This is a genomic window from Streptomyces sp. NPDC048191, assembly GCF_040652655.1.
Taxonomy (GTDB): Bacteria; Actinomycetota; Actinomycetes; order Streptomycetales; family Streptomycetaceae; genus Streptomyces.
In genome coordinates this window covers 13,467-39,948 of sequence record NZ_JBEZMO010000051.1, presented here as the reverse complement: position 1 = coordinate 39,948, position 26,482 = coordinate 13,467, and the positions used below count along the sequence as shown (strand labels likewise).

Sequence of the window (26,482 nt, the reverse complement as noted above, 5' to 3'; positions counted from 1 at the left end):
GGCGGGGGGCCGGCGCGGTGCGGGGTGTCTTCCTGTGGTTTTTTTTTTTTTGTGTGGGGGTGTCGGTGTCCTCTGTGCTGCGCGGGGGGGGGGCGCTGGCCGGCGGGGGGGGGCGGGGGCCCCCCCCCGGCCCGGTCCCCCTCACCGCCCCAGGCGGTCCCGGACGACGTCGTAGGTCTGCTGGAGGCAGGTGAGGGAGCGCAGTTGGGACTCGTCGAGCTTGATGCCGTACTTGCGTTCCAGGACCACGAGGACCTCCAGGGACATCAGGGAGTCGACCCCGAGGTCGTCGACGAACAGAGCCGTGTCCGTCAGATCCTCTTCCGGCAGGTCGAACACGTCGGCGAGGGTGGCGCGGAGGTCGTCCCGGTCGAGGGTCGACTGTCCGGTGGTGCTCATGGTGGCCTCCTTGAGGTGAGGATCAGACGGCAGCCGGGGTGACGGCCACCCGGCGAAGGTCGTCCGGAGTGTTGACGGTGGTGACCAGGGCGCTCTTGTCGATGCGTCGCACCATGCCCGCCAGGGCCTTCCCGGGCCCCAGTTCGACGAAGGAGCGGCACCCGAGGCCGTCCGTGATCGTGCGTACGGAGCGCTCCCACAGCACGGGTCCGACCATCTGCTCATCGGTGAGGGCACGCCAGTCGTCGCCGGCGAGGTGGGCGCGGGCGTCGACGTTGGCCACCACGGGAGTGTGCGCGTCGCGGAAGGCGACGGTGGCGCACGCCCGGCGCAGGACCGCCCGGGCCGGTTCCATCAGCGGGCTGTGGAAGGCTCCGGCGACCGCGAGCCTGATGACCTTCATGCCGTGCTCCGGTGCCGCCGCGGCGACGGCGTCCACCCCCGCCGCGCTGCCCGAGATGACGATCTGCCCGGGCGCGTTCTCGTTGGCCAGCCACACCGGGGTGCCGGCGGCGTCAGCGCCGGCGACCAGCTCGCGGACGCCGTCGGCGGTGCCGCCGACCACCGCGCCCATGGTTCCGGGAGTGGCGTCGACCGCCTCGCGCATCGCGGTGCCCCGCGCGGCCACCAGCCGTGCGCCGTCGGCCACGGACACCACACCGGCGGCCACCAGGGCCGAGTACTCCCCGAGGCTGTGACCCGCGCAGGCGACGACCGGCAGGCCGGGCCACCGCTCGCGCAGGGCGGCCAGGGCCATCATGGAGACGGCGTAGACGGAGATCTGCGCGAGGTCCGTGCGGCGCAACGTCTCGGCGTCGGCGTGCAACAGCGCGTGCTCCACGTCCATGCCGCTGTGCCGTGCGATGTCGTCGACGACGTCCCACTGCGCGGTCTCGCGCCAGGGCGCGCCCATGTGCGGCTGCTGACTGCCCTGCCCCGGGAAGAGGAGGGCGTACGGGGCGGGTGCCGGCGCGCCGTCCGGTGTCCCGGCGCTCATCGGCCCAGCGCCGTCCACCCGCCGTCGACCGGCAGCACGACGCCGGTGACGTAGGTCGCGTCGAGCAGCAGGAACTCGATGACGGACGCCACCTCGTCCACCCGGGCGAGCCGGCCGAGCGGGGTGCGCCGTTCGGTCTCCGACAGGTCGTACCCGTTGGCCACCATGCTCTCCACGAACGGGGTGAGGGTCTGGCCCGGCGCCACGGTGTTGGCGCGTATGCCCGCCTCCGCCCACTCCATCGCCAGCACCCGGGTCAGCTGGGCGAGCGCCGCCTTCGCCGGGCCGTAGTCGCCCTGCTTGCGCGACGCGGTGATGCCGGTGGTGGATCCGATCGAGACCATCGAGGCGTCCTGCGCACGGTCCCGGTCCGCCGACAGCAGCCGGCTGCCGAACGCCTGGGCCAGCAGCAGCGCCCCGCGCACGTGCACGTCCATGAGGTGCTGCCAGGCGCCCAGGTCGAGATGGACGGTGTTCAGCAGCTGACCGTGTGCGCCCGCCGAGACCACCAGCCGGTTCACCGGGCCGATCCGCTCCTCGGCGGTGCGGAAGGCCGTGTCGACCGCGTCGGCGTCGGTGATGTCCGTCTCGATGACCTCCAGCAGGCCGGGAGGCGCGTCCAGAGCGGCCGCTCCCAGCGGGTTGACGTCCAGGACGGTGACCGCGACACCGCGTTTGAGGAGCCGGCCGGCGACCTCCGAGCCGATCCCGCTCGCCCCGCCCGCCACGATCGCATGTTCCCGCCGATGCATCGATTCCACGTCCATGGTCCCCTCCACCCGGCTCACCCCGGCGAAGACGTCGGTTGCCTACGTGGGCCCGAGCGTCGCCGAACCCGTCCCGGGCGCAGGCGCGTTGACACCTAGCTGTCACTGCGCCCGCCCCGCTCGCGGCAGCTTGGTGCCATTACCGGCGGCCGCCTCCCGTCGCGCGCCTACGGTCCTCGGCGACCGGCACGCCCTCGCCGAGCCAGAAGGAGCGCGATGACCGACACGACCACGCAGACCGGCTTGAGCGGGCCGGACCTGCCGCACAGCAAGGCGGTGTGCCCCTTTCCGCTGCCCCGGGCCCACCCCCTCGACCCGCCCCCGCAGTTCGCCGGCCTGCGCGACCAAGGCCCCGTCGCGCCGGTCGAGTTGTGGGACGGCAGCCGGGCCTGGCTGGTCACCCGCTACGAAGAGGCGCGCACGGTCCTGGCCGACCGCCGCTTCAGCTCCGACGTGACGCGCCCCGGGTTCCCGACGTACTACGAGGGCCAGCGCGCCGTCGTGGAACTGGCGCCCTCGTTCATCCGGACCGATCCCCCCGAGCACAGCCGGCTGCGCCGGATGCTCACGCGCGACTTCATGCTCCGGCAGGTGGAGTCGCTGCGGCCGGCCGTCCGGCACACCGTCGACTCGCTCGTCAAGGACGTCCGTGCCGCGGACGGACCGGTGGACCTGATCAAGTCGCTCGCCCTGCCCGTCCCGTCCCTGACGGTCTGTCAACTCCTGGGCATCCCCTACGAGGACCACGAGATCTTCCAGGAGCTGACGAACGTCAACCTCTCCCGCAACTCCACCCGGGAGCAGACCGAGACGGCCACCAACGACCTGCTGACCTGGCTGGACGACCTGGTCACCGCCCAGGAACGCGAGCCTGGCGAGGGTCTGCTCGGCCGGCTCGTCGTGGACCAGGTCGGGCCGGGCAATCTCAGCCACGACGACCTCGTGGCCATGGCCCGGCTCCTGGTGGTGGCCGGCCATGAGACGACGGCCAACATGCTGGGGATGACCCTGCTGACCTACATGCAGCAGCCGCGGACCTTCGACGGTGTCGACACCGATCCGGCGAAGCTGAAGTCCGCCGTCGAGGAACTGCTGCGCTACCACAGCATCATCCAGATCGGACTGGCACGGGTCACCACCGAACGGGTGCGGATCGGCGACACCTGGATCGGTCCCGGCGAGGGAGTGATCGTCTCGCTGCTGGCGGCCAACCGGGACGAGCGCGCGTTCGCCACGCCCGACGCGTTCGTCGTGGACCGTCCGGCGACGCCCAAGCACATCGCGTTCGGCTTCGGGGTGCACCAGTGCATCGGCCAGGCGCTGGCCCGGCTCGAAGTGCAGGAGCTGCTGCTCGGCGTGGTACGGCAGTTGCCCGGACTGCGCCCGCTCGCCGACATCGGGGACATGCCCTTCCGCGGCGAGATGACCGTGCACGGTGTCCACGAACTGTGGGCGACCGTATGACAGGGCCGGCCGGCGGCCGGGCGCCGTTGCGCATCAACCTCGTCCCGGACCGGTGCTGCGGTGCCGCGCAGTGCGTGCTCACCGCTCCCGAGGTGTTCGACCAGGGCGAGGACGGGCTGGTCCTGCTGGTGGATCCGACCCCGCCGGAGGCGCTTCGGGAACGGGTGCGTGAAGCGGCGGAGTACTGTCCGTCCCGCGCAATCGAGGTCGTCGAGTAATTCATTCACGACAGGCCGCCGGACCGGGAAATCCACCGTCATCTTGCTGTCAGGGCGGGCAGATTCCGAAACCGTTCGGCATAGCGTTTTCCTACGGCGGGAGACCTCATCGGCAGGACTCACCGCGTCACCGGCCCGCGGTCAGCGGGCGGCAATCGAGATGTCGATCGAAGGGGAAGACCGTGTCCACTGCCATCGAATCCCGTAAGCAGGAAATCAAGGAAATCGTGTGCGACATCCTCGAACTGGAACCCGAGGAGGTCACCGAGACGAGCCTGTTCAAGGAGGACCACGGCGCGGACTCGCTGCGCGCGATCGAGATCCTGGCGAACCTGGAGCGCTCCTTCGGTGTGGTCATCGACCAGGCCGAACTCGCCCGCATGGTCAACCTGGAGAACGTTTACCAGGTCGTCGCAGAGGCCGCGGCCAAGAAGTAGCCCGTTCTCGTAGCCGGCATCGAAGTGTGCCGAGAAAGGTGAGCCGTGCAGTCTTCAGGACGTGACCACGGGCGGCGTGTCGTCATCACCGGTCTGGGCGCGGTGACAAGCGTGGGAATCGGCGCCGAGCAGTTTCTCGAGGCGCTGAGGGCCGGCCGCAGCGGAATCAAACCCCTGACGGGATTCGACACCACGGGATTCGCCTACGCCCAGGGGTGCGAAGTCACCGACTTCGATCCGGCGCCGTGGATACGGCGCTGTCCCGTGGACCGGCTGGGCCGGGCCACCCAGTTCTCCATAGCGGCGGCCCGCATGGCCGTGGACGACGCCGGCATTCCACTGGAACAACTGCGCGGAAACCGGAGCCTGGTCGCCGTCGGCACCACCGACGGCGAATCCAGGGACCTGGACCAACTCGTGCAGACCCAGGTGAAACAGGGGCCGGAACAGATGGACCCGGTCCGGGCCCGCAGGGTCCCGGTGGGCCGGCTGTCGGTGTGCATCGCCCATGAACTCGGCCTGTCCGACACGGAGGCGGTGACCCTGCCCACCGCCTGCGCGGCGGGCAACTACGCGATCGGCTACGGCGCCGACGTCGTGCGCTCCGGCGAGGCCGAGTTCGCGCTGGTCGGCGGCGCCGACGCGGTGTGCCGCAAGACGTTCGTCGGCTTCTACCGGCTGGGGACCATCGCCCCGGAGCGGTGCCAGCCCTTCGACCGCAACCGCAAGGGCATCCTCACCGGCGAAGGGGCGGGCATCCTCCTGCTGGAGAGCCTGGACTCGGCCCTGGCCCGCGGCGCCCGCATCTACGCCGAGGTCCTCGGCTACGGCCTGAACTGCGACGCCGAGCACCCCGTCGCCCCCAACCGGGACAGCGTGGCCCGCTGCATGCGGCTGGCCCACGAGCACGCGGGCGTGCGGCCGGCCGACATCGACTTCATCTCGGCCCACGGCACCGGCACCAAGGCCAACGACGTCACGGAGGTCAGCGCCATCCGCACGGTCTTCGGCGACGTCCCCCCGCGGACCATCTCCACCAAGTCGATGATCGGCCACACCATGGGCGCCGCCAGCGCGCTCGCCGCCATCGCCTGCGGGCTCGCCATCCGCCACCAGTTCATCCCGCCCACGATCAACCACGAGGAGACCGATCCGGAGTGCGACGTGGACTGCGTCCCCAATCAGGCACGTGAGGCCGAACTGCGGGTGGTGCAGAACAACGCGCTCGCCTTCGGCGGCAACAACGCGGTCCTGATCCTGGGCCGCTGTGAAGGAGGTGCACGGCATGAACAGGCCGTCTCCTGACGCCGGTTGGGCGATCACGGGAGCCGGGACCGTCTGCAGCGTCGCGGACAGCGCACCCGGGCTCTTCGACGCCCTGTGCGCGGGCCGCAGCGGACTGGCCCCGCTGCGCGGCTTCGACCCCGCGCTGTTCGGCGCCCAGCACGCCTACGAGATCGACGACCCCCGGCGGTCCGCAGGACCGGGGCTGCGGGACCGGCCCGGCCGGGCCACCGAGCTGCTGTGCCGGGCCGTCGCCGAGGCCGTCGACGACGCCGGCCTCGGTCAGGACCTCCACGGCATCCCGGTCCTCATCGGCACGGGTCTGCGCGAGCTGCGCTCCGCCGAGCTGTGGCGGACCGACGGGGCACGGCTGGAGGCCGACGGACTGTACTTCGGGCCCGCGATGCGCAGCCGCTTCAACACCACCGCCAGCTACACGTTCACCAACGCCTGCTCGGCCTCGCTGTACGCGCTCGGACTCGGCACGGACCTGCTCGCCACCGGCGCCGTCGACACCGTGGTCGTGGCCGGCGTGGACGTCATCACCGAGAGCATGTTCGGCCTGCTCGACCGGGTCCACCCGGCTCCCGTCGACTCCGTGCGCCCCTTCGACCGCAACCGGCGCGGCGTGCTGATGGGGGACGGGGCCGCCGCGATCGTCCTGCGCGCTCCGGCCCACGACGCCGCCCGGACCCCCAGGGCGTGGCTGCGGGGCATCGGTCTCAACTGCGACGCCTACCACGTCACCGCCCCCGACCCGGCCGGCGTCGCCGCCGCCATGGACGCCGCGTTCACCGTGGCCGGGGTCACCCCCGGCGACATCGACCTCGTGATGGCCCACGGCACCGGCACCCTGCTCAACGACGAGGCCGAGGCGACCGCCCTCGGCAAGACCTTCGCCGCACGCGCCTCGTCCCCGCTGGTGACGGCCGTGAAGTCGATGACCGGCCACACCTCCGGAGCCTCCGGCCTGATGAGCCTGGTGGTCGCCGCGTCCAGCCTCGGCACCGGCCTCGTACCCCCCACGGTCGGACTGCACGACCCGGTCCCGGAGGCCGAGGGGCTCGACTTCGTGACCGGCACGGCGCGCCGCGCCGACCTGAGGTACGCCCAGGTCGACGCGTTCGGCTTCGGCGGCGTCAACGCCGTCGCCATCGTGGAAAGGGCGGACTGACATGGCAGCCGTGGTGACCGGGACCGGCATCGCCGCCGCCGGGGTCGCATCGCCCGGACAACTCCTGGACGGCACCGGGCCCGTGGCGGACCCCGGCTTCGACCCGGCGGCCCTGCTGGGCGGACGCGGGCTGCGCTACAAGGACGGCGCGACGCGGCTGGCGATGCTGGCCGGCAAGTACGCGCTCGACGGGGCCGCCCTGTTCGACGAGACCGGCGCGGTGGCCGGGAGCGAGTCCTTCGCCGTCGTCGTCAGCTCCAACCTCGGCAATCTCCACACGGTCTGCCGGGCCGCCGAGACGATCCGCGGGCAGGGCGTCGCCGGCACGTCGCCGATGGACCTGCCCAACGCCTCCAGCAATGTCGTCGCCTCCTCGATCGCCATCAAGTTCGGGCTGCGCGGCCCCAACCTGATGCTCTGCAACGGCGAGGCCTCCGGCCTGGACGCCGTCCACTGGGCGGCGGTGCTCATCGGTTCGGGACGGGCCCGGCGGGCGCTGGTCGTCGGGGTCGAGACCACCAACGCGTACGTCCGCGAACTGGCCGGAGACGTCTTCGACGGCGCGGCCGCCCTGGTGCTGGAGGATCCGGGGTCCGCCGCGGCACGGCGGGCGCCCGCACTGGCCCGGGTCGGCGCGTACGTCCGCGGCACCGGCACGGCCGACTCGGTCGAGCAGGACCTGGCCGGCACGCCGGTGGGCCTCGTCCTGTCCGAGGCCGGCCAGGCCACCCCGCCGACCGGCCCGGACGCCCGGGTGTGCGATCTGGACAGCGTCGTGGGGCCGTCGTCCGGTGCCCGGGGCGTGCTGCAGTGCGCGCTGGGTGCGCACTGGCTGGGCGACGGCGGGCACGGCGGCGTGCTCGCCCGGTCCGGCCACCGCGCGGACGGCGTCGCGACGCTCGTACTGCACGGGGCCGGAGCGGCCCGATGAGCGTCCCGCCCAGGATGCGGCGGCCCGCCCGGGCCGGCACCGCACCGGTCGACGTGCTGCTCCTGCACGGCATGGGCGGCGGCGTCAACGGATGGGACCCGCTCGATCCCCTGCTCGACGACCGGTTCCGGCTGTGGGACGTACCGCTGCCGTGGTCCCCGACCGGTGACGTCCGCTGGGCCTTCGAACGGGACGTCACCGGCTGGGTCGCCGACGCCGTGGACGCGGCCGAGCGCGCGGCGGGGAACCGGATCGGCCTGGTGGTCGCGCACTCCTTCGCCGCCAACGTGCTCCTGGAACTCGCCGAGCGCGAGGGCCCGCGCTGGCGACGTCCCACCGTGCTCGTCTCCCCGTTCTACCGGCCCGACCCGGCCGCGTTCGAGTGGACGGCCATCGCCGAGTACGCCGACGGGTTCCGCCGCATGCTCGACGAGGGGCTGCGGTTGCGGGCCGGCACTCGCATCAGCGACGAGACCCGGACGGACATGGCGATCCGGCTGCGGGACCTCATGGGCCCGTACACCTGGCTGCGCTTCTTCGACACCTTTCTGCGCACGGCGCTGCTCCGGCCCGCCCGGCTCGAAGCACCGGTCCTCGTGATCGGCGGCGCGGACGACGCGGGGGCGCGCGCCCAGGGACTGCTGGACCTCGCCGCCGCCCTGCCCGCGGCGCGTGTGGAGATCCTCGCCGGATGCGGCCACTTCCCCATGATCGAGCGCCCGGACCGACTCGCCGGCGCCATCAACGATTTCGCCACCACCGCGGCGGCGGCCCACCGGCCGGCCCCCGCGTCCCACCATCTCCAGGAGACACCGATATGACGGTCACCACGACCCTGCCCCCGCTGCTCGCCACACCGACGACCGTCCAGGTCCGCCCGCGCTACGAGGGCTCGAACATCTGCACCTGGATCGGCTTCAAGCACGTGAACTACCTGGTCGAGGAGGCCGTCCTCGACCACTTCCGGCAGAGCGGCGTGCCGGCCCGCGAGCTCTACGAACGCCACGGCCTGTGTGCCGAGTTCGTCCACCTGGACACCAGGATCACCTCCGCCTTCCACATGGACGACCTGGTCGACGCCGAGGTACGCCCCGCCCGCCGGGGCGAGGCCGGCGAACTCTGCTTCGACGTGAGCCTGACGGTCGAACGGGACGGCAAGCCGGTCAAGTCCGCCGGTTCCAGGGTCCATGTCCTGCTGCGCACCGACCAGCGGGGCGGCTCCGCCGAGCCGGCGCCCGGGGAACTGCGGCCGTTCACCGCCGAGGCGATCCGCCGCCCCGCACCCACCGACCTGCCCGTTCCGGTGGTCACCCCCCTCGCCCTGGGCCGGGGCGGCAGCGGAGGCGACCCGGTGCTCGCCGAACTCACCCGCGGCACCAACTCCTTCGCCTGGCGCTGGCGGATCCCCTACCCCTACTGCCACTTCACCGAGCGCCTGCAGATGTCGGGCTACCTGCGGCAGATGGAGGAGGTCGTCGACCTGTTCCTGGCGGACCGGGGGGTCTCCATCAAGACCCTGCTGGACGACCAGAACTGGATCCCCGTGGTGCCCCGGTCGACGATCACGCTGCTGGACGAGGCGCTGATGGAGGAGGACCTCTACACCGTCTTCACCGTGGAGGAGGTCTACAAGGGGGTCACCTACACCGCGCGCATGGACTGCTACGTGCTGCGTGAGGGCCGGCTGGTGCGCACCGCCGAGGGACGCATCACCCACGGCTACGCCGTCATCAAGAACCGGCGGGACTGGAACCTGGTCGACTTCGACGAGCGGATGCTGGCCGCCCTCGGCGGCTGACACGGGCGGCGCGGCACGCCGGCCGGCGTGCCGCACGCCGCGCAGAGAGGAGACCGGGATGCGGGTGCGCCCCCCGCAGGACGTCGACCACCTGCTGGTCGAGACGAAGGGCGGCGAGCGGGGCGAGGCGGCCGGCCTCCTGGAGATCGCCCCCTTGCTGACCGGAGACGGCAGCCGGGTCGTGGTGGTCCTCATGCAGGACGCCGCCGTCGACGCGGCCGTGGAACGACGCAGGCTCCGGCACGCGATGGCGGCCGGCGTGACCGTCCTCGTCGACGGGTTCTCGCTGCGCCAACGCGCGGTGCGCGACAGCGACGTGGCGCAGGGCGTCGGCGTGGTCGACGCCGACGAGGTGGCCGGGCTGCTCCTGGTGCCCGGCGTCAAGGTGGTGTGGCACTGATGGCGGAACCCGGCACCGCTCGGTCCGGCACCTGGGACCTGCTGATCACCCTCACCGCCCCGCCCTTCGACTCCGACACCGTCACGACGGTGCTGCGGCTCGCCGACGCCACGCTGCGTCGCGGGGCGAGCGTGCAGGTGTGGGCCTGCGGCTACGCCACGGCACTGACCCAGCGCGGCCTGGGCGCCGTCAAACCGCGCGACCTGCGCGACCTGCGGACCGAGCACCCCTCCACCGCCGCCGTGATCGGCGGCCTCCTCAAGAGCCACCCGGACACGTTCGCGTGGTACGTCTGCCGGTTCTGCGCGGAGGACCGGGGCGCGACCGAGCACATCGACGGCATCGCGACACGGTCGTTCAGCAGGTTCCCCCGCCATGTCGCGGCCTCGGCCACCACCGTCTACGTGGGAGGTGCCTGATGGCCGGCCGGGCACTGCTCGCGATCATCGAGCGCGGCTACCGAGGCGCGGCCGAGGTCCAGTTCTCCGACCTGCTGTACGTGAGCCAGGGCCTGCACTCCCAACTGGGTGGCCTGGACCTGCTGCTGCGGGGGTCCGCGGTCACCTACGCGGTGGCCGCCGAGCCGGTGCCCGTGCTGCGCGCGGGGCCGTACGAGATCACGGTTCCGGACCCGCGCAGGAGCCTGCGGGAGCTGCTGGCCTCGGGTGTGCGGGTGTGGGTCGACGAGGTGAGCCTGGCCCGTTCCGGGTGCGGACCGGACCGGCTGATGGACGGAGCAGAGGTCAAGGGCCTCGCGGAGCTGGCCGCGTACTGGCGTCATTACGAAGGAGTGTGGTTCCTGTGACGTACCCACTGGTGCTGACCGGCTGGTCGGCGACATCACCATTGGGCAGGGGAGCGCGCGCGTTCAGCGAAGGGCTGCGCGGCGGGCGGAGCGGCATCCGGGACTGCGCCGACGGCGCACCCGACGGGCCTGCCCTGCCGGTGAAACAGGCCGGGCTGGTCCCGGACTTCGAGACCCGGGCCGTACTGGGCCGCAAGAACACCCGCTCCATGGACCGGGCGACGGGCCTGGCGGTGGCCACCGTCGGGATGCTGCTGGAGGACCAGCGCATCTCGGGAGCGGAGCCGGGCGGCGACGGACAGGACGTCGGCCTGGTGCTCGGCACCACCACCGGCAGCGCGCAGTCGATGATGGACTTCACCCGGGACTCGCTCACCCAGGACAAGCCCTACCTCGTCGATCCGGCCCGCTTCCCCAACACCGTCATGAACTGTGCCGCCGGCCAGTGCGCCATCTGGCACGGCCTGCGCGGCCCCAACACGACGATCGCCGGCGGGAAGGCGAGCGGCCTGAGCGCCCTCGGCTACGCCGTCCGGCTGCACCAGTGCGGGCACGCCGAGACCGTGCTGTGCGGGGCGGTGGAGGAGTTCTCCCCGCAGCGCGCCTGGCTGGAATGGCACGCACGCCCCGAGTCCGAGGGGCCGCCGGTGCTGGGTGAGGGCTGCGCCCTGCTGCTCGTGGAGTCCGCTGAGGCCGCCCGGCGGGCCGGCCGTCCCGTCCTCGCCGAACTGCTCACCGTCGGCATCCGCGTGGCCCTGGAGAACCCGCGGGCCGCCCTCGCCGACGCCATGCGCAAGGCGCTCGCGGAGGCGGGTGTCGCCGCCGGGGACGTCTGGGCCGTCGGCCTCGACACCGCCGACGGCGTGTCGGCCGCCGCGGCCGCCGATGTCCTCGGCGCCCCGGCGCCACGCCGGATCTCCGTCGAGGAGACCATCGGCGACACCGGCGCCGCCTCCGCCGTCATGCAGGTGGCCGCCGTGCTCTCCCACGCGGAGGACGCGCCCGAGGCACGCGGCCGGGTCGCCCTGGTGCCGTCCGTGGACCGCGACGGGCTCGTCGGCTGCGCCGTCCTGAGGATCGCGGGATGACGGCTACACCGCTGACCACGCCGGTCGAGCTGGTCCGCCTCGAGGACGCGGACCCGCTCACCGTGACCACCAGGGTCCTGGTCGACCACGACAACCCGATCTTCGCCGGTCACTATCCCGGCTTCCCGATCTTCCCCGGCGTGTGCCTGATCGAATGCGCCCACCACAGCGTGCTGCTGGCGGCGCACGCCCTGGGGCGCGAGCCGGCGCTGGCCGCGGTCCGCGGTACGCGGTTCCTCAGCCCGGCCTTCCCCGGCGACGTCCTGGACCTGACGGTCCGCATCACCTCCAGGGCCGGCCACTGGGAGTGCGACGCCCGGATCACGCGCACCGAGCAGGACATCGCCCGGATTCGACTGCGCTACGCACGGCCTGGAGGCGACGCATGATCGGCGTACCGGAACTCGAGCGGATCCTTCCGCACCGCCATCCCATGCTCCTCGTGGACCGGGTGACCCACATCCTCCCCGGCGAGAGCCTCACCGCGCTGAAGGCGGTCACCGCCAACGAGCCGTGGTACGCGCCGGGGACGGGACCGAAGACGTCCGCCGCGCCGTACGCGTATCCGCAGGTGCTGCTGATCGAGTCCTGGTGCCAGGCGGCCGGTGTGCTGGCCACCTGGGACCGGCCCAACCCCGACGTCCTGACCGGCGACGTGATGCTGTTCGGCTCGCTGGGCGACGTCGAGTTCGGCGAGCCGGTGCTGCCCGGCAGCGTCGTCGAGCACCACGTACGGCTGGTCCGCTCCCTCGGCGACACCCTCGTCTTCGAGGGCGACGCACAGGTCGACGGCACGACCGTGATGACCGTCGGCCAGGTCCTGATGGCCATGCGGCCGGCGGAGTCCCTGCGCCCGCACCCCGACCCCCGATGATCCCGCAGACCCGGCAGCAGCCGGCCCAAGGAGGAACAGTCATGTCGGCACAGCAACGGCCCGTCGCCGTGGTCAGCGGTGGCTCGCGCGGCATCGGCAGGGCCGTGGTCACCCAGCTCGCGGCGGACGGCTACGACGTGGCCTTCTGCTACCACTCCCGTCCCGACGCGGCCGAGGAGGTCGCCGCCGAGGCGCGGGACCGGGGTGCCCGGGTCCTCGCCCTGCGCGCGGACGTCGCCGACGGTGCCGCCGTGCGCGAGTTCGTCACCGCCGCCGAGGACGGCCTCGGGGCGATCGAACTGGTCGTCACCTCGGCCGGCATCACGCGGGACAAGGGACTGCTGATGATGGGCGAGGACGACTGGCACGGCGTCATCGACACCAATCTCACCGGCGTCTTCAACCTCTGCCGCGCCGCCGTCTTCCCGATGCTCAAACGACGCAGGGGCAACATCGTCAACATCTCGTCGGTCGCCGGAGTGCTGGGCAACGCGGGACAGTCGAACTACGCCGCGTCCAAGGCGGGCATCATCGGTTTCACCCGCTCCCTCGCCAAGGAGATCGGCCCGTACGGGCTCAGGGCGAACACCGTGGCGCCGGGCTTCATCGAGACGGACATGACGGACGCGCTGACCGAGGCCCAGCGCACGGAGCTGACCGCGCGCATCCCGCTGCGGCGCTGGGGGACCCCGCAGGAGGTCGCCGACCTCGTCTCCTTCCTGGCCTCGCCGCGGGCCTCGTACATCACCGCGGGCGTCTTCCAGATCGACGGTGCCATCGGGCTCTGATCCGCGCGGACGACGCCGTTCACCAAGGGAGCCAGCATGCCCACAGCAGCACCCCGCTTCTACTTCAGCCTGCGCAGCCCGTACTCCTGGCTGGCGCAGTACGACCTGCTGAACACCTACCCGGACGTGGCGGAGGAGGTGGAGTGGCGGCCGTTCTGGGAGCCGGACGACCGCAGCGCGAAGGAACTGGCCGACGCCGGGGGCGAGTTCCTGTACACCCCCATGTCCCGCACGAAGCACCTGTACATCCTCCAGGACGTGCGCCGGCTGGCGACGCGGCGGAACCTGACGGTCACCTGGCCGCTCGACCGCGACCCGTGCTGGGAGATCTCCCATCTGCCCTACTTCCACGCCGCACGCGCCGGTCTCGGCCGCGCGTACGTGGCGGCCGTCTCCAGGGCCCGCTGGCAGGACGGGCAGGACATCTCCCGGCGCGAGACGATCGGTGACATCGCCTCCGCACTGGGCCTGGACCGCGGCGAGGCGGAGACGGCGTACGACGACCCGGACGTCCGCCGCGAGGCCACCGAGGCGCTGGTGGCGCTGCACCGGGACGGGGTGTTCGGGGTGCCCTTCTTCGTCGTCGGACGGGAGAAGTTCTGGGGCATCGACCGGCTGCCCGACTTCGTGGCGGCGGTGCGCGGCACACGCGCGGCGTCCGAGGCGGCCGCGGCACAGGCGCCCGAGGTGCCCGGCCGGCCGGCGACGTTCGACGACGGGCACGCCGGGGGGTGCGGCTGATGGGGACTCCGACCGGACTCAGGGACGGCGTCGGCCCGAGCGCGGCGACCGACCGCGACACGGAGCTGCGCGGCCGTACGCGAGCCCTGCGGGAGATGAAGGAGGCGGTCGTCCAGGGCGACCCCGCGGCGACGGAACGCCAGCGCGGGAACGGGAAACTGACCGTGCGCGAGCGCATCGACCTGCTGCTCGACGCCGGTTCCTTCCACGAGATCGAACCCCTGCGCAGACACCGTGCCACCGGTTTCGGCCTGGAGGCGCGCCGGCCGCACACCGACGGCGTGGTGACCGGCTGGGGCACGGTCGACGGACGCACCGTCTTCGTGTACGCCCACGACTTCCGGATCTTCGGCGGCGCCCTCGGAGAGGCACACGCGACGAAGATCCACAAGGTGATGGAGCTGGCCGAGCGCGCCGGCGCCCCGCTGGTCAGCCTCAACGACGGCGCAGGCGCCCGCATCCAGGAAGGCGTCACCGCGCTCGCCGGGTACGGCGGCATCTTCCAGCGCAACGCCCGGGCCTCCGGCGTCATCCCGCAGATCAGCGTCATGCTCGGACCCTGCGCCGGCGGGGCCGCCTATTCGCCGGCGCTGACCGATTTCGTGTTCATGGTCCGGGAGACCTCGCAGATGTTCATCACCGGGCCCGATGTGGTCCAGGCGGTGACGGGGGAGAAGGTGAGCCTCGACGGCCTGGGCGGCGCGCAGGTGCACGCGTCCGTCTCCGGCGTGGCGGCACTCGCGTACGACGACGAGGCGAGCTGCCTGGAGGACGTCCGCCACCTGCTGTCCTACCTCCCGTCGAACAACCGGGAACTCCCGCCCGTCGTGCCCACGGCGGACCCGCCGGACCGGCCCACGGGTGCCCTGCTGGACCTCGTACCGGTGGACAGCTCCCGCTCGTACGACATGCACGCGGTCATCGAGGAGATCGTCGACGACGGCGAGCACTTCGAGATCCAGCCCGGCTGGGCGCCCAACGTCGTCTGCACACTGGCGCGCATGGACGGACACCCGGTGGGCGTGATCGCGAACCAGCCGTCCGCGCTGGCCGGGGTGCTGGACATCCACGCGAGCGACAAGGCGGCCCGGTTCGTCACCCTGTGCGACGCGTTCAACATCCCGCTGGTCACGCTGGTCGACGTGCCGGGCTTCCTGCCGGGCGTGGCCCAGGAGCACGACGGCATCATCCGGCACGGGGCCAAGCTGCTGTACGCGTACTGCAACGCGACGGTCCCGCGCATCCAGCTGATCCTGAGGAAGGCGTACGGCGGCGCGTACATCGTGATGGACTCCCGCTCCATCGGCGCCGACCTGTCCTTCGCCTGGCCGTCGAACGAGATCGCGGTGATGGGGGCGGAGGGTGCCGCCAACGTCATCTTCCGCCGGGAGATCGCGGCCTCGGACAACCCCGACGAGGTGCGCGCCCTGCGCATCAAGGAGTACCGCAGCGAGCTGATGCATCCGTACTACGCGGCCGAACGGGGGCTGGTGGACGACGTCATCGACCCCGCCGAGACCCGTGCCGTGCTGATCCGCTCGCTGGAGATGCTGCGGCGCAAACACGCGGACCGGCCGTCCCGCAAGCACGGAAACCCGCCCGTCTGATGGCCGGCGCGGCAGAGCCGGAGGCGGGCGACAGCGGTTCCGCGCTTCTGCGGGTGACCCGGGGGCGGCCGACGGCCGATGAGATCGCCGTGGTGACGGCCCTCCTCCTGGCGCGCGTTCGTACCGTCTCGGATGGGCGGAGCGAGGACACGGGGGCGCGGGGGCGCCGTGCGGTCTGGGACCGGCGTGGTGAGTACCGGGCCCCCGCCGCGTGGGCCTCCGCGGAGATGCCGTAGTGGGAAAGGCCACACCATGGGCCCCGGTGTGCGGTGGACACCGGGGCCCCGGCACGTTCGGCGCCGGTCCTCGTTCGCCGGATTGCCGGTGCCGGTGCCCTTGTCGGTGTCGGTGTCGGCGGAGCATTCCTCCGGCGCCCGCCGGGAGCACCCGCACACGGATGCGGGGCGGTCCGGCCGACCGCCCCGCATCCGTCCGTACCGCCGGTCCGTGCAACGTCACACGGGAAGCGGTCCCTCGAGCGACCAGGGCCGGCCCGTCGCCGCCTCCGCGTCGGCGAGGATGCGGGCGCAGTGCTCGGGAGTGAAGAACTCACGCAGCGGAGTGAGGGCGCCGAGCAGGCCGAAGAAGGCGACCCGGTGCTCGTCGGTGTACTTGCACGCCTCGATGACCTTGAGCATCTCGGCCGGGTAGAGGTCCAGCCGAGCGGCCCGCAGATGCTGTCCGAAGGCCTCCGTGAACGTCTCGTCGCGCCACTTCCGGTAGTCGGCGAACGCGTCGTCCTCGGTCCGTGCGCCGGACAGCACCTCGTCGATCCGCTCGACCAGGACCTCCGCCGAGCGGAAGGAGTCGGTGATGCCGATGCCCGCGATCGGATCCTTCAGATGGGAGGAGTCACCGAGCAGACACCAGCCGGGCCCGTACGGGACGCGCAGCCACTGGCGGGTGTCGCTGAACGCGTAGAAGCGCTCCACCCGCTTTCCGCGGCGCACCATGTCCCCTATGCCCGGGAAAAGATCAAGGGTGGCGTGGTAGTTGCCCTCGATGTCCTTCCGGAATTCCGCCATTTCGTGATGGCGCCAGCCGACCATGACGTTCGCGTCGCCGTCGTTCGTCGGGATGATGAATACTTCCCGGCCGTCCACGCGCACGAATATCTCGTGGTCGATTCCCGTGTCACGCCAGTAGCTGTACCAGACGGCGGTCGCCGGGCCGGCACCCATGATTTCCGCCGGGCGTACGGTCCGCGCCACCACGGAATTGATGCCGTCGGCCCCGATCACCAGTTTCGCGCGGGCCTGGAAAACGGCACCCTCGCGGTCGTGCGCCCGTACGCCCACCACCCGTCCCCGCTCGACAATGATCTCGTCGACCGTGCATCCCTCGCGCACCTCGGCGCCGGCCTCACCCGCCGCGTCCACCAGGATCTTGTCCAGGACCGTACGGCGCGGGCCGATGGCGTAGTCGATCCCCTCGTGCGCGGGGGGCGGCCCGCTCAGGGTGATGTCGTCCATGCCCCAGACGATCTTCGTGATCGGCGGGCATCCGGTGGCGAGCACCCGGTCGAGCAGTCCCCAGCGCTTCAGCCTGGCGACAGCGGGGGTGTGCAGAAAATGCGTGGAGGGGGTGTCACTCGGAAATGTCGCTCTGTCCAGCACCAGTACTCGGTATCCACGCCGAGCGAGCAGCATCGCGGCGGGAGAACCCGCACATCGAGCGCCCACCACAATCACGTCGTACACGTTCCGCTCCTTCTCGACGGCACCAACTCGGGCGTCTGCGCAAGAGTGACGTCCCGTCAATTTAGGCGCCGGAGTTCTGCGGCGGCCGGGGAATGTCACCTACCTGTCACTGCGGCGCACGCCGCCGTCAGAACTCCTACGGTCGGCGCTGAGTCGACTGCGAGGGAGGGTTCCGTGGACGAGTTCGACGGAAAACTGACGGTGGCCGGAAAAACCGCGCTCAACGACGAAGTCGTACTGCTGACATTGCGCTCCACCGACCCGGGCCCACTCCCGCGATGGTCACCCGGGGCCCACATCGACCTCGTACTCGGTGCGGGCCTGGTACGGCAGTACTCGCTGTGCGGGGACGTCGACGACCGCCACACCTACCGGGTGGCCGTACTGCGCGCGCCGGACTCCCGGGGAGGCTCGCGCCATGTGCACGACGCACTCGCGGTGGGCGACACCGTGGACGTCCGCGGACCGCGCAACCACTTCGCGTTCCTGCCCGCGGCCCGCTACCGGTTCATCGCCGGCGGCATCGGCATCACTCCCCTCCTGCCCATGATCGCCGCAGCCGAGGCCGCCGGTGCGGACTGGCACCTCCTCTACGGCGGCCGGTCACGCGCGTCCATGGCGTTCACGGACGACCTCGCCGCCCACGGCCCCAAGGTGACCGTCCGCCCCGAGGACGAGACCGGCCTGCTGGACCTGGACTCCGTGCTCGGCGAACCGGCACCCGACACACTCGTCTACGCCTGCGGACCCGAGGGACTCCTGGACGCCGTGGAGGCCAGGAGCCGCCACTGGCCGTCCGGCACCCTGCACAGCGAGCGGTTCGCCCCGCGGGCCGGGCAGCCCGGGGAGAGCGCGCGGAACACCGCGTTCGACGTCGTACTGAAGGCGTCGGGCGTCACCCTCACCGTGCCGCCGGACCGCAGTGTCCTCACCGTCCTGGAGGACGCCGGCATCCCCGTGATGTCCTCGTGTGCCGAGGGAACGTGCGGAACCTGCGAGGTGCCCGTGCTCGAGGGCCGGCCGGAGCACCGGGACTCGGTGCTGTCGGAGGACGAACGCCTCGGCGGCCAGGTGATGATGGTCTGCGTCTCCCGGACCCGGGACGACCGGCTCGTTCTCGACCTCTGAACCACCCGGCCCCCGCCGGGAAATGGCAGGAAGCTGACGTCCGGCGATTTCTTGACCGGCAGGACCATAACGTCGGCAGGGTGACAGCGAAGAGTCCGGGACGGCCGCGGCAGTTCGACACCGATGCCGTGCTCGACACCATCGAGCGGCAGTTCCACGAACGCGGCTACCACGCGACCACGGTCGCCGACCTGCTCGCCGCCAGCGGGCTGCACAAAGGCAGCCTCTACGCCGCGTTCGGCACCAAACGCGCCGTGTTCACCACGGTCCTGACCCGTTATGCCGACCGCCGACTGGCACTGCTCGACGCCGACTTCGCGGCGGGGCCCTCACCGCTCGGCGGGCTGCGCAGGTATCTGCGGCGCCAGGCGGCGGAGGCGGCGGGCGGCCGCGGCTGTCTGCTGGCCAACTCGGCCCTGGAACTCCTGCCCGGCGACACGGTGGTGCTGAGCATCGTCTCCGGCCACCAGCGCCGGGTGGAGGGCCGCCTCGTCGGCGCGCTCGAACAGGCCCTTGTCCAAGGGGAACTCGGTCACGTCCCCGAACCCCGGTCGGCGGCCCGCGCCCTGCTGGTCACCGTCCAGGGGCTGTGGGAGACGGGGCGCACCACGAACGACGTCCGCCGCCTGGTCGACGTGGTCGACACGGTCCTGGCCGCGTTCCGATGACGGCTCGACGCGCCGTCCACCAACCGTCGATGCCACCGACGCCACCGACACCACCCAAGCAATCGAAGAAGGAACACACATGCGCAGAGCCGTTCCGCTCACCCTGGGGTCGGCCGCCCTGGGCCTGGACGCCTTCGTGGTCGCCGGAATCCTGCCCGTCATCAGCGCGGACCTGCACGCGTCGGTGTCCGCGATCGGCCAGATGGTCACCGTCTTCACCCTCTCCTACGCCCTGCTCGCGCCCCTGTGCGCCGCGGCGGCCGCGGGGCGGCCCATGCGCACGGTCCTGCTGCTGGCCCTCCTCGTCTTCACCGCCGGCAACGTACTGACCGCGGTGTCCTCCTCCCTGCCGCTGCTGCTGGCGGCCCGCGCGCTGGCCGGTGTCGGAGCGGGGCTGTACTCCCCGATGTCGGCGGCGGCCGCGGCCGGGCTCGTCGCCCCCGAACGCCGCGGCCGGGCCCTGGCGATGATCACCGGGGGCATGTCCACCGGTGTGGTGCTGGGCGTGCCCCTCGGCCTGCTGCTGGCCCAGCACTTCGGATGGCGATCCACCATGTGGCTGGTCGTGGCGCTCACCGCGCTCGCCTTCACCGGGATCGTGCTGTACCTGCCGAACGTACAGGCCGCCGCGGCACCGTCCGTGCGCGCCCGGCTCGGCGCCATGACCGACCGGAGCGTCGTGGCCGTCGCGCTGATCACCCTGGCCGGCTCCGTCGCCAGCATCGGCACCTACACCTATGTGTCCCAGCTGCTGGGCCGTACCCTGCACACCTCCCAGATCACCCCGTATCTGTGGGCGTGGGGGCTGGGCGGTCTGCTGGGCAGCTTCGCGATCGGGCAGCTGGTGGACCGCTGGCGCGACACCCGTGCCCTCGTGACCACCGTCCTCGGCATCCTCGGCACGGTCCTCGCGCTCCTGCCCCTCCTGGGACAACAGGCGTTCGGTGCCGGGCTGTTGCTCTTCGTGTGGGGCGTCGTGGGCTGGAGCCAGGTGGCACCGCAGCAGCACCGCATGCTGAAGCTGCGGCCCGAGGACGGGACCGGCGCCGTGTCGCTGAACTCCTCGGCGACCTACCTGGGCAACGCGATCGGCTCGGCCGTCGGCGGCACCCTGCTCGGTTGCGGGCTCTCGCCCCTGGGACTGCCGCTGGTCCTCGGTGTCCTGGCCCTGCTGGGCGCGGTCGTCAACCTGCTGTGGACGCCCGCCGCCCTGGCGCGGGGGACGGGTGCCGGCGCCGCGGCGCCCGCCAAAGGCGTCCCGGTGGACCGGGCCTGACCGAAGAGGAGAGGCATGCACGCTCCGCCGCGCGCCGGTCGTCCCCCTGCCGGGGCCGGCCCTACCCGGGGCCGCCGGCGTCCGGCCGAGCGCACCACACGGCGGGGCTCCGGCCCGGGTGCCGCGAGCGCCGGAACGGTACGACGTACCCGCGAAGCCACGCCGCCCGGCACCCGACCAGTGCCCTCCGTGACCACCGGTCCGCCCAGCCGAGGCGGAGGTCGCGGTGCGCCGTTGTGGGCAGGTGCGGGCGCCGGGGCCGTGATGGTGGTCCGGGGCGGCAGGGCACCGGCGCCGGAGGGGTTCCCCGGGTCTGCGGCCTCCGGTCTGTCCTGCCGAGGCGGAGGTCGCGGTGCGCCGTTGTGGGCAGGTGCCGGCGCCGGGGCCGTGATGGTGGTCCGGGGCGGCAGGGCACCGGCGCCGGAGGGGTTCCCCGGGTCTGCGGCCTCCGGTCTGTCCTGCCGGGCCCGGGGCGTGGAGGCCCGTACGTCGTCGGCGGCAGGGGCCGGCGCCGTGACCGGCCGGGGCGGCGTCGCACCGGCGGCCCGTCAGCGGCAGCCGGCCAGGTCGCTCGCCGTCGGCACCAGCCAGGCGGGGGAGCGCCGTTGGCGGTCGCCGACCTTCACGAGCCCGAAGGCCGTCGCCTTGACGCCGGCCTCGAAGCGCGACTCGGCGTCCAGTTTTTCCATGAGCGTCGCGACATAGCGGCGGTAGGTGCGCACGGAAACGCCGATCTCCCGTGCGGCGACCTCGTCCTTGCAGCCCGAGCCGAGGAGTTGGAGGATCTGCGGGATCTTCTCGTCCAGCCGGTTGCGATGGCAGTGGATGAACGTCTCCAGGTCGCAGGCGCTCTCCCAGACGGCGTCGGTGAGCCGCAGCATGGGGTCGACTATGGCGGGGGACCGCACGAGCAGGCAGTGCCGGTCCTGCGGCGAGTTCCAGGTGAGAACCCACCTGCGGTCCACGATGAAGGTGCCGTGCACCTTCACCGTGCTGACCCGCGCCTGGGCCCCCTGGGTCCGGCTGATCCGCTCCAGGAAATCCTGGCGGCCGTGGCCGTCGAGTTCGTCGGGATGGCAGATCAGGGAGACGGAGACGGACCGCCTCAGTAAATCCGCAATCTTGCTGCGAAACCTTTCGATCTCCGGGCGGGGGAAGCCGTTCATCTGGCCGTTGACAAGGAGAACCTCCTTGCGGGCGGACTCGAAGAGATTCCCGGCCAGCTCGAAATACTCTGCTCGCGGGTGGTAATCGCCGAGATCGCCCACAGGGGACTGCCGTCCCCTTTCGGCATGCTTCCTGCGGTTGTCGATCATTTGATTCCTCTCTGCGGAGAAATACATATGGCCTGCACTTGGCGCGAGACGTGGGGGAGGGGGTGCCGGGGACTGGCGTCAACGAGCGGGTCGAAGTGATCGACTTGAGATCAAGCTTCAATGGCAGATCAATAGTAGACCCTAGTTCATGGTTCTGCGGCTTCGGGCCTCTGTGTGATGTGCATCACGTAATCATCTCGTCAAAATACGTAAAGAGGACGCATCGTAAAGAACTGTTGAAGGTTGGCGCCAGGGAAGGTCAAGTAAACGTCCTCTAGGGCAAGATTGGGCGCCGATGCATTCTTGCATCGCAAGCGCGCACGTGCCGTACCGGCCGTGTCATGCTGGGGCGATCGGCGGTCTTGCATCGATTCAAGGGGGACATGCATATGAAGCGAGCTCAGCATCCCGGTGAAATAGTCGCCGTCGTCGGCATGGGCTGCCGGTTTCCGCAGGCCAATGGCGTCGACGAATACTGGAATTTATCATTCCGCAATATCGATGCCATCACCCGGGTGCCGGCCGACCGTTTCGATCCGGCTGAGTACCATTGTTCCGAGGTGGCCACCCCCGGAAAGTCCGTCTCACGAGACGGTGGCTTCCTCGACGACCTCTTCGCCTTCGACGCGGCGTTCTTCGGGATTTCGCCGGTCGAGGCCAGGAAGACCGATCCCCAGCAGCGGGTCCTGCTGGAGGTCGTCTGGGAGGCCCTGGAAGCCGCCAACATCCGCCCGTCGGATCTGGCCGGAAGCCGTACCGGTGTCTTCATGGGGCAGGCCACGGCCGAGTACGCGGAGACCACCCAGCCGGTGCGGGAACCCGACGTCGGCAGCGTGGCCGGCAGCCGGATCAGGGCCATCACCTCGGGACGCGTCTCGTACGCACTCGATCTGCGCGGCCCCAGCGTCCTGATCGACACCGCCTGTTCGTCGTCCCTGGTCGCCGTGCACACCGCACGCCAGAGCCTGCTCACCGGCGAGTGCGATCTCGCCCTGGCCGGCGGCGTCAACGCGGTCCTGTCCCCGTACGACTTCGTCGCCTACTCGCAGGGCGGAATGCTGTCGCCGCGCGGCAGGTGCCGCTTCGGGGACGCCTCCGCCGACGGGTACGTGCGCAGCGAGGGCGCCGGCGTCGTGGTGCTCAAGAGGCTGTCCGACGCGGTCCGCGACGGCGACGGCGTCCTCGGTCTGCTGCTCGGCAGCGCGGTCACCAACGACGGCAGGAGCAGCGGGCTGCTGCTGCAGCCGTCCGTGGACGGTCAGGTCGAGATGGTGCGCGCGGCGTGCCGGAGCGCGGGCATCACTCCGGGGCAGCTCGACTACGTGGAGGCCCACGGCACCGGCACCGGCATCGGCGACGCGGTGGAACTGCGTGCCCTGGCGGAGGCCGTCGGAGCGGAACGCTCGCCCCGCAACCCGCTGCGGACGGGCTCGGTCAAGACGAACATGGGTCACACGGAGGCCGCCGCCGGCATCGCCGGACTGATCAGGGCCCTGCTGATCGCCCGGCACGGGAAGATCCCGGCCTCCCTCCACCTGGAGAACCCGAACTCCGTGCTGCGCGACGGGTCGTTCCCGGTGACCGTCGTCGACGCCAACGAGCCCCTGCGCAAGGCCGGTCCGCAGGCGTTGATCGGCGTCAGCTCCTTCGGCATCTCCGGCACCAACGCCCACGTCGTAGTGGGGGAGTTCGTGCCCGAACCGGAAGCGGTGCGCCAACCGGCCGACCACTCGGCCGACGACGGCGGGCACCTGCTGGTGATCACGGCACGCTCGCCCGAGTCGCTGCGCCGGCTGGCGCACTCCTACGCCGACCACCTCTCGCCCGGCGGCCGCGGCCGCGAGCACCCGCTGCGCGACCTGTGCGCCACCGCGGCTCTGCACCGGGACGCACACCCCCACCGCCTGTGGGTGACCGGCACCACCCACGACGAACTGGCCGCGCGACTGCGTGCGTTGGCCGACGGACAGCCCGTCGTCGGCGGGGGCGTCCGCGAAGCCGGCTTCGGAACCGGCCGGCGCACCGCCTTCGTGTTCCCGGGCCAGGGCTCGCAGTGGCTCGGCATGGGCCGTGTGCTGCTGCGCACCTCCGAGGCCTTCCGGGCGGCCCTGCACGCCTGCGACAAGGCCGTCGAGTCCGAACTCGGCTGGTCGGTTGAGGAGTTGCTGACCGGCCCGGCGCAGGAGTTCCCGGCCGGCGTGGAGAACGTACAGCCGGCGCTGTGGGCCATGCAGGTGGCGATCGCCGCCGCCTGGCGTGAACGGGGCGTGGACCCCGACATCTGCGTCGGACACAGCATGGGCGAGGTGGCGGCCGCGCAGGTGAGCGGCGCCCTGTCCCTGGAGGACGCCGCGGCCGTGGTGTGCCGCCGGAGCCGGCTGATGAGCCGGACGGCCGGCGAGGGCGGCATGCTCCTCGTCGAACTGTCCGCACAGGGGGCCCGTGACGTCGTCGAGGCCCACGGCCTGGAGGCGTGCGTGGCCGCCGAGAACGCGCCCACCTCCACGGTGCTCGCCGGCGACCTGACCGCACTGGCCACGGTGGCGCGGGACCTGGAGACCAGGGGAGTGCTGTGCCGCCTGGTGCGGGTCGACGTCGCCTCGCACTCCCCGCACATGGACCCGCTGCGGCCGGAGCTGCTGGCCGAACTGGACGGGCTCGCGCCGGTGCCTGCCACGACGGACATGGTCTCCACCGTCACCGGGGCCCCGGTCCGGGGCCCCGAACTGGACGCGCGCTACTGGATGGACAACCTCCGCATGCCGGTGCGGTTCACCCACACGGTGCGGGACGTCGCCGCCGCGGCGGAGACCGTGTTCGTCGAGATCAGCCCCCACCCCCTGCTCGTCGGCGCGGTCGAGGAGACCCTCGCGAACGCCGGCCTGGAGGGCGCGGCGGTGGCGTCGCTGCGGCGCGAGGTCGACGAACGCGCGGAACTCCTGTGCTCGGTGGGCCGGTTCTTCGCCGCGGGCGGCCGGGTGGACTGGCGGCGGTGGTACGGCACCGGTTACCGGCCGGCGCCGCTGCCCTCGTACGCCTGGCACCAGTTCGAATTCCGCCAGGAGGCCTCCACCGAACCGCTCGCGGCACCGGCGGCGCACGTCCATCGCGTCGCCGTGGACGACTGGGGGGCCGAGGAATGGGGTGCCGGCGTACGACTGCTCGGCCGCGCGCCCCTGCCGCCCGCCGCGTGTCTCTCCGCGATCCTGGAGGCCGCGCACCAGGCGGCCCCGTCGGCGGTGTTCGCCGTCGAGGACCTGCGGCTCGGCGAGCAGACGGTCGATCTGGCCCGGGAGCGCGACGTCGTGCTGCGCGTCAGCGTCGACCGGAGCCGGCGGCCGTGGCGGGTCACGGTCGACGCCGAACTCCCGGGCGGCGGTGAGCGACCGGCGTGCGCCGGCGCCACACTCAGGGACGTGGGCGCGACGGAGGGCCTCGACGCCAAGAGGACACTGGACGCCGTCCTCGGCCGGTGCAACCGGTACCTGTCCGCCGGTGATTTCCGGGACCTGGCCCGCGACCTGGGCATCGAACTGGACGAGGCGTTCACCGCCGTGGAACAGCTGTGGAGTTCCGACAGCGAAGTGGTGGCGCGCATGCGGCGCACCAAGGCGCCTCGCGCGCTCGCCTGGGAGACGGCCCTCCAGCCGCTGCTGCTGGCCTCCCAGGAGGCGGCCGCGCGGGCCGGCGGCCCCCGACTCGCCTACGCGCCGGTCGAGTTCGCGAGCGCCGGCTTCCTGAGCGAGCCGACCGACGACTTCTGGACGGTCGTGCGCTTCGAGGCGCACGACGGTGCCGGTGAGGTGCTCGCCGACGCGCTGGTCCTCGACCGTGACGGCAGGGTGCTCGCCGACTTCCGCGGGATCCGGCTGCGGCGGCTCGGCGATGACGGCGAGGACGGCGCCACCGCGCGGTCCGAGCCGCTCGGCATGCCGTACGCGCCGGGCGGCACGGGGCCGCGCAGCGCCGCCCTCGCTCCCCTCGTGAACCTCGCCCCCCTCGCCGGCCTCGGGGCTCCTCTCGTGAATCTCGGACGGGAGGGCGCGCGGAGCCTGCTGTCGCGCGCCGCCGGACTGATCGACCGGGCGGTCTCCCTGGCACCGTACGTACGCCTGGACATCGGGCAGCGGCAGGACCCCGGTGCCGACGTCGGTGCGCCGCCGAGGGGTGCCGGTGCGCCGGACGCCACGGGAGGCGCGCCGGGGGCCCGGCCCCCCGCGGAGCCCTTCCACCTCGAACCTCTCCGCACCGAACCGGTCCGCACCGAGCGCCCGCCCGCCGAACCGGCCCGCGCCGAACCCCGCGGCGGGCAACCGTTGCCCGCACAGGAGGAACTGGCCAGGCGGGCCGCGGAGATCCTGGGACTGCCCGCCACCGGCCTCGATCCGCGCCGGCCGCTGCGGGACTACGGCCTCGACTCCCTGATGGCCGTACGACTGCAGCAACGCCTGCGCGCGGAAACCGGAATGGAGGTGACCGCGGGGCGCCTGCTGAGCGCGGAGAGCCTGGGAAGCATCATGGGCAGCCTCCCCGGAGGGGCCGTCCCCGCCTGACCCGGGCACGCCTTCGCCGTAGGTCGATAGCCTGCCCGAACCCTCTGCATCCGTCTCGAAAGATGTACG

General features: G+C 72.1%; 27 protein-coding genes. 22 read left to right on the top strand and 5 right to left on the bottom strand.

Annotated elements, in window-relative coordinates; all coding sequences use genetic code 11:
• Window positions 1-141: 141 nt before the first annotated feature.
• The 3 genes from AB0D93_RS40020 to AB0D93_RS40010 are packed head-to-tail and all read right to left on the bottom strand — an operon-like array spanning window position 142 to window position 2,163.
• Entirely contained in the window at window positions 142-399 is a 258-nt protein-coding gene (locus tag AB0D93_RS40020) for an acyl carrier protein (RefSeq protein ID WP_362131201.1), read from the bottom strand.
• A gap of 22 nt (window positions 400-421) precedes the next feature.
• A complete protein-coding gene (locus AB0D93_RS40015) occupies window positions 422-1,396 on the bottom strand; it encodes an ACP S-malonyltransferase (protein ID WP_362131198.1) in 975 nt (324 codons plus the stop codon).
• Complete coding sequence (locus AB0D93_RS40010; RefSeq protein ID WP_362131195.1) at window positions 1,393-2,163, bottom strand: SDR family oxidoreductase; 771 nt, start codon at window positions 2,161-2,163, stop codon at window positions 1,393-1,395. The genes AB0D93_RS40015 and AB0D93_RS40010 overlap by 4 nt, the downstream gene beginning before the upstream one ends.
• Window positions 2,164-2,379: 216 nt before the next feature.
• On the opposite strand from AB0D93_RS40010, the gene AB0D93_RS40005 reads away from it, so the two are divergent.
• The 18 genes from AB0D93_RS40005 to AB0D93_RS39920 all read left to right on the top strand — a co-directional run bounded on the left by AB0D93_RS40005 (window position 2,380) and on the right by AB0D93_RS39920 (window position 16,008).
• Complete coding sequence (locus tag AB0D93_RS40005) at window positions 2,380-3,627, top strand: cytochrome P450 (RefSeq protein ID WP_362131192.1); 1,248 nt, start codon at window positions 2,380-2,382, stop codon at window positions 3,625-3,627.
• 26 nt (window positions 3,628-3,653) lie between these two features.
• Window positions 3,654-3,845 carry a ferredoxin gene (locus AB0D93_RS40000; RefSeq protein ID WP_362131210.1) on the top strand — a complete coding sequence of 64 codons (192 nt, stop codon included), beginning with the start codon at window positions 3,654-3,656 and terminating at the stop codon, window positions 3,843-3,845.
• A gap of 182 nt (window positions 3,846-4,027) precedes the next feature.
• Window positions 4,028-4,282 (top strand): acyl carrier protein, encoded by a 255-nt coding sequence (locus AB0D93_RS39995; RefSeq protein WP_362131189.1) that lies wholly within the window; start codon window positions 4,028-4,030, stop codon window positions 4,280-4,282.
• Between the two features lie 45 nt (window positions 4,283-4,327).
• Complete coding sequence (locus tag AB0D93_RS39990; protein WP_362131186.1) at window positions 4,328-5,587, top strand: beta-ketoacyl-[acyl-carrier-protein] synthase family protein; 1,260 nt, start codon at window positions 4,328-4,330, stop codon at window positions 5,585-5,587.
• Window positions 5,568-6,740, top strand: a complete 1,173-nt coding sequence (locus tag AB0D93_RS39985) for a beta-ketoacyl synthase N-terminal-like domain-containing protein (protein WP_362131183.1) — start codon at window positions 5,568-5,570, stop codon at window positions 6,738-6,740. Before AB0D93_RS39990 ends, AB0D93_RS39985 begins: the two co-directional genes overlap by 20 nt.
• 1 nt (window position 6,741) lies before the next feature.
• Window positions 6,742-7,671, top strand: coding sequence for a beta-ketoacyl synthase N-terminal-like domain-containing protein (locus tag AB0D93_RS39980; protein ID WP_362131180.1), 930 nt, complete (start codon window positions 6,742-6,744; stop codon window positions 7,669-7,671).
• Entirely contained in the window at window positions 7,668-8,492 is an 825-nt protein-coding gene (locus AB0D93_RS39975) for an alpha/beta hydrolase (protein WP_362131177.1), read from the top strand. The genes AB0D93_RS39980 and AB0D93_RS39975 overlap by 4 nt, the downstream gene beginning before the upstream one ends.
• Window positions 8,489-9,469, top strand: a complete 981-nt coding sequence (locus tag AB0D93_RS39970) for a hypothetical protein (protein ID WP_362131174.1) — start codon at window positions 8,489-8,491, stop codon at window positions 9,467-9,469. Before AB0D93_RS39975 ends, AB0D93_RS39970 begins: the two co-directional genes overlap by 4 nt.
• Before the next feature lie 58 nt (window positions 9,470-9,527).
• Window positions 9,528-9,869 (top strand): hypothetical protein, encoded by a 342-nt coding sequence (locus tag AB0D93_RS39965; protein WP_362131171.1) that lies wholly within the window; start codon window positions 9,528-9,530, stop codon window positions 9,867-9,869.
• Window positions 9,869-10,288, top strand: a complete 420-nt coding sequence (locus tag AB0D93_RS39960) for a hypothetical protein (protein ID WP_362131168.1) — start codon at window positions 9,869-9,871, stop codon at window positions 10,286-10,288. The genes AB0D93_RS39965 and AB0D93_RS39960 overlap by 1 nt, the downstream gene beginning before the upstream one ends.
• Entirely contained in the window at window positions 10,288-10,674 is a 387-nt protein-coding gene (locus AB0D93_RS39955; RefSeq protein WP_362131164.1) for a DsrE family protein, read from the top strand. The genes AB0D93_RS39960 and AB0D93_RS39955 overlap by 1 nt, the downstream gene beginning before the upstream one ends.
• The gene (locus AB0D93_RS39950; RefSeq protein WP_362131161.1) at window positions 10,671-11,762 is read left to right on the top strand and encodes a beta-ketoacyl synthase N-terminal-like domain-containing protein; all 1,092 of its coding nucleotides are present in this window, start codon (window positions 10,671-10,673) and stop codon (window positions 11,760-11,762) included. The genes AB0D93_RS39955 and AB0D93_RS39950 overlap by 4 nt, the downstream gene beginning before the upstream one ends.
• Window positions 11,759-12,151: a hypothetical protein gene (locus tag AB0D93_RS39945; RefSeq protein ID WP_362131158.1), complete on the top strand. Its 393-nt coding sequence runs from the start codon at window positions 11,759-11,761 to the stop codon at window positions 12,149-12,151. The genes AB0D93_RS39950 and AB0D93_RS39945 overlap by 4 nt, the downstream gene beginning before the upstream one ends.
• Window positions 12,148-12,636, top strand: coding sequence for a beta-hydroxyacyl-ACP dehydratase (locus tag AB0D93_RS39940; protein WP_362131155.1), 489 nt, complete (start codon window positions 12,148-12,150; stop codon window positions 12,634-12,636). Before AB0D93_RS39945 ends, AB0D93_RS39940 begins: the two co-directional genes overlap by 4 nt.
• Before the next feature lie 41 nt (window positions 12,637-12,677).
• Complete coding sequence (fabG, locus tag AB0D93_RS39935; protein ID WP_362131152.1) at window positions 12,678-13,424, top strand: 3-oxoacyl-[acyl-carrier-protein] reductase; 747 nt, start codon at window positions 12,678-12,680, stop codon at window positions 13,422-13,424.
• A gap of 36 nt (window positions 13,425-13,460) precedes the next feature.
• On the top strand, window positions 13,461-14,165 hold the full coding sequence (locus AB0D93_RS39930; protein ID WP_362131149.1) for a DsbA family protein: 705 nt from the start codon (window positions 13,461-13,463) through the stop codon (window positions 14,163-14,165).
• A 95-nt stretch (window positions 14,166-14,260) separates the two neighbouring features.
• The gene (locus AB0D93_RS39925; RefSeq protein ID WP_362131207.1) at window positions 14,261-15,772 is read left to right on the top strand and encodes an acyl-CoA carboxylase subunit beta; all 1,512 of its coding nucleotides are present in this window, start codon (window positions 14,261-14,263) and stop codon (window positions 15,770-15,772) included.
• Window positions 15,772-16,008, top strand: a complete 237-nt coding sequence (locus tag AB0D93_RS39920) for an acyl-CoA carboxylase epsilon subunit (protein ID WP_362131146.1) — start codon at window positions 15,772-15,774, stop codon at window positions 16,006-16,008. The genes AB0D93_RS39925 and AB0D93_RS39920 overlap by 1 nt, the downstream gene beginning before the upstream one ends.
• Window positions 16,009-16,227: 219 nt before the next feature.
• Here AB0D93_RS39920 and AB0D93_RS39915 read toward each other — a convergent pair whose 3' ends face one another.
• A complete protein-coding gene (locus AB0D93_RS39915) occupies window positions 16,228-17,457 on the bottom strand; it encodes an NAD(P)/FAD-dependent oxidoreductase (RefSeq protein WP_362131204.1) in 1,230 nt (409 codons plus the stop codon).
• A 189-nt stretch (window positions 17,458-17,646) separates the two neighbouring features.
• On the opposite strand from AB0D93_RS39915, the gene AB0D93_RS39910 reads away from it, so the two are divergent.
• The 3 genes from AB0D93_RS39910 (at window position 17,647) to AB0D93_RS39900 (ending at window position 20,544) form a co-directional block, all read left to right on the top strand.
• Window positions 17,647-18,600, top strand: coding sequence for a PDR/VanB family oxidoreductase (locus AB0D93_RS39910; protein ID WP_362131143.1), 954 nt, complete (start codon window positions 17,647-17,649; stop codon window positions 18,598-18,600).
• Window positions 18,601-18,680: 80 nt separating this feature from the next.
• Entirely contained in the window at window positions 18,681-19,268 is a 588-nt protein-coding gene (locus AB0D93_RS39905) for a TetR/AcrR family transcriptional regulator (protein WP_362131140.1), read from the top strand.
• A 79-nt stretch (window positions 19,269-19,347) separates the two neighbouring features.
• Entirely contained in the window at window positions 19,348-20,544 is a 1,197-nt protein-coding gene (locus tag AB0D93_RS39900; protein ID WP_362131138.1) for an MFS transporter, read from the top strand.
• A 548-nt stretch (window positions 20,545-21,092) separates the two neighbouring features.
• Here AB0D93_RS39900 and AB0D93_RS39895 read toward each other — a convergent pair.
• Window positions 21,093-21,860, bottom strand: a complete 768-nt coding sequence (locus tag AB0D93_RS39895) for a hypothetical protein (RefSeq protein WP_362131135.1) — start codon at window positions 21,858-21,860, stop codon at window positions 21,093-21,095.
• 389 nt (window positions 21,861-22,249) lie between these two features.
• On the opposite strand from AB0D93_RS39895, the gene AB0D93_RS39890 reads away from it, so the two are divergent.
• Window positions 22,250-26,413, top strand: a complete 4,164-nt coding sequence (locus tag AB0D93_RS39890; RefSeq protein ID WP_362131132.1) for a beta-ketoacyl synthase N-terminal-like domain-containing protein — start codon at window positions 22,250-22,252, stop codon at window positions 26,411-26,413.
• Window positions 26,414-26,482 lie beyond the last annotated feature (69 nt).

What these genes read in the sequence shown, in the direction of transcription:
- AB0D93_RS39985 (WP_362131183.1), top strand. Translation starts at nt 5,568, where the DNA reads ATGAACAGGCCGTCTCCTGACGCCGGTTGGGCGATCACGGGAGCCGGG.
- AB0D93_RS40005 (WP_362131192.1), top strand. Translation starts at nt 2,380, where the DNA reads ATGACCGACACGACCACGCAGACCGGCTTGAGCGGGCCGGACCTGCCG.
- AB0D93_RS40010 (WP_362131195.1), bottom strand. Translation starts at nt 2,163, where the DNA reads ATGGACGTGGAATCGATGCATCGGCGGGAACATGCGATCGTGGCGGGC.
- AB0D93_RS39980 (WP_362131180.1), top strand. Translation starts at nt 6,742, where the DNA reads ATGGCAGCCGTGGTGACCGGGACCGGCATCGCCGCCGCCGGGGTCGCA.
- AB0D93_RS39945 (WP_362131158.1), top strand. Translation starts at nt 11,759, where the DNA reads ATGACGGCTACACCGCTGACCACGCCGGTCGAGCTGGTCCGCCTCGAG.
- AB0D93_RS39925 (WP_362131207.1), top strand. Translation starts at nt 14,261, where the DNA reads ATGAAGGAGGCGGTCGTCCAGGGCGACCCCGCGGCGACGGAACGCCAG.
- AB0D93_RS39920 (WP_362131146.1), top strand. Translation starts at nt 15,772, where the DNA reads ATGGCCGGCGCGGCAGAGCCGGAGGCGGGCGACAGCGGTTCCGCGCTT.
- AB0D93_RS39895 (WP_362131135.1), bottom strand. Translation starts at nt 21,860, where the DNA reads ATGATCGACAACCGCAGGAAGCATGCCGAAAGGGGACGGCAGTCCCCT.
- AB0D93_RS39970 (WP_362131174.1), top strand. Translation starts at nt 8,489, where the DNA reads ATGACGGTCACCACGACCCTGCCCCCGCTGCTCGCCACACCGACGACC.
- AB0D93_RS39965 (WP_362131171.1), top strand. Translation starts at nt 9,528, where the DNA reads ATGCGGGTGCGCCCCCCGCAGGACGTCGACCACCTGCTGGTCGAGACG.
- AB0D93_RS39940 (WP_362131155.1), top strand. Translation starts at nt 12,148, where the DNA reads ATGATCGGCGTACCGGAACTCGAGCGGATCCTTCCGCACCGCCATCCC.
- AB0D93_RS39900 (WP_362131138.1), top strand. Translation starts at nt 19,348, where the DNA reads ATGCGCAGAGCCGTTCCGCTCACCCTGGGGTCGGCCGCCCTGGGCCTG.
- AB0D93_RS39960 (WP_362131168.1), top strand. Translation starts at nt 9,869, where the DNA reads ATGGCGGAACCCGGCACCGCTCGGTCCGGCACCTGGGACCTGCTGATC.
- AB0D93_RS39890 (WP_362131132.1), top strand. Translation starts at nt 22,250, where the DNA reads ATGAAGCGAGCTCAGCATCCCGGTGAAATAGTCGCCGTCGTCGGCATG.
- AB0D93_RS40015 (WP_362131198.1), bottom strand. Translation starts at nt 1,396, where the DNA reads ATGAGCGCCGGGACACCGGACGGCGCGCCGGCACCCGCCCCGTACGCC.
- AB0D93_RS39955 (WP_362131164.1), top strand. Translation starts at nt 10,288, where the DNA reads ATGGCCGGCCGGGCACTGCTCGCGATCATCGAGCGCGGCTACCGAGGC.
- fabG (WP_362131152.1), top strand. Translation starts at nt 12,678, where the DNA reads ATGTCGGCACAGCAACGGCCCGTCGCCGTGGTCAGCGGTGGCTCGCGC.
- AB0D93_RS40020 (WP_362131201.1), bottom strand. Translation starts at nt 399, where the DNA reads ATGAGCACCACCGGACAGTCGACCCTCGACCGGGACGACCTCCGCGCC.
- AB0D93_RS39975 (WP_362131177.1), top strand. Translation starts at nt 7,668, where the DNA reads ATGAGCGTCCCGCCCAGGATGCGGCGGCCCGCCCGGGCCGGCACCGCA.
- AB0D93_RS39930 (WP_362131149.1), top strand. Translation starts at nt 13,461, where the DNA reads ATGCCCACAGCAGCACCCCGCTTCTACTTCAGCCTGCGCAGCCCGTAC.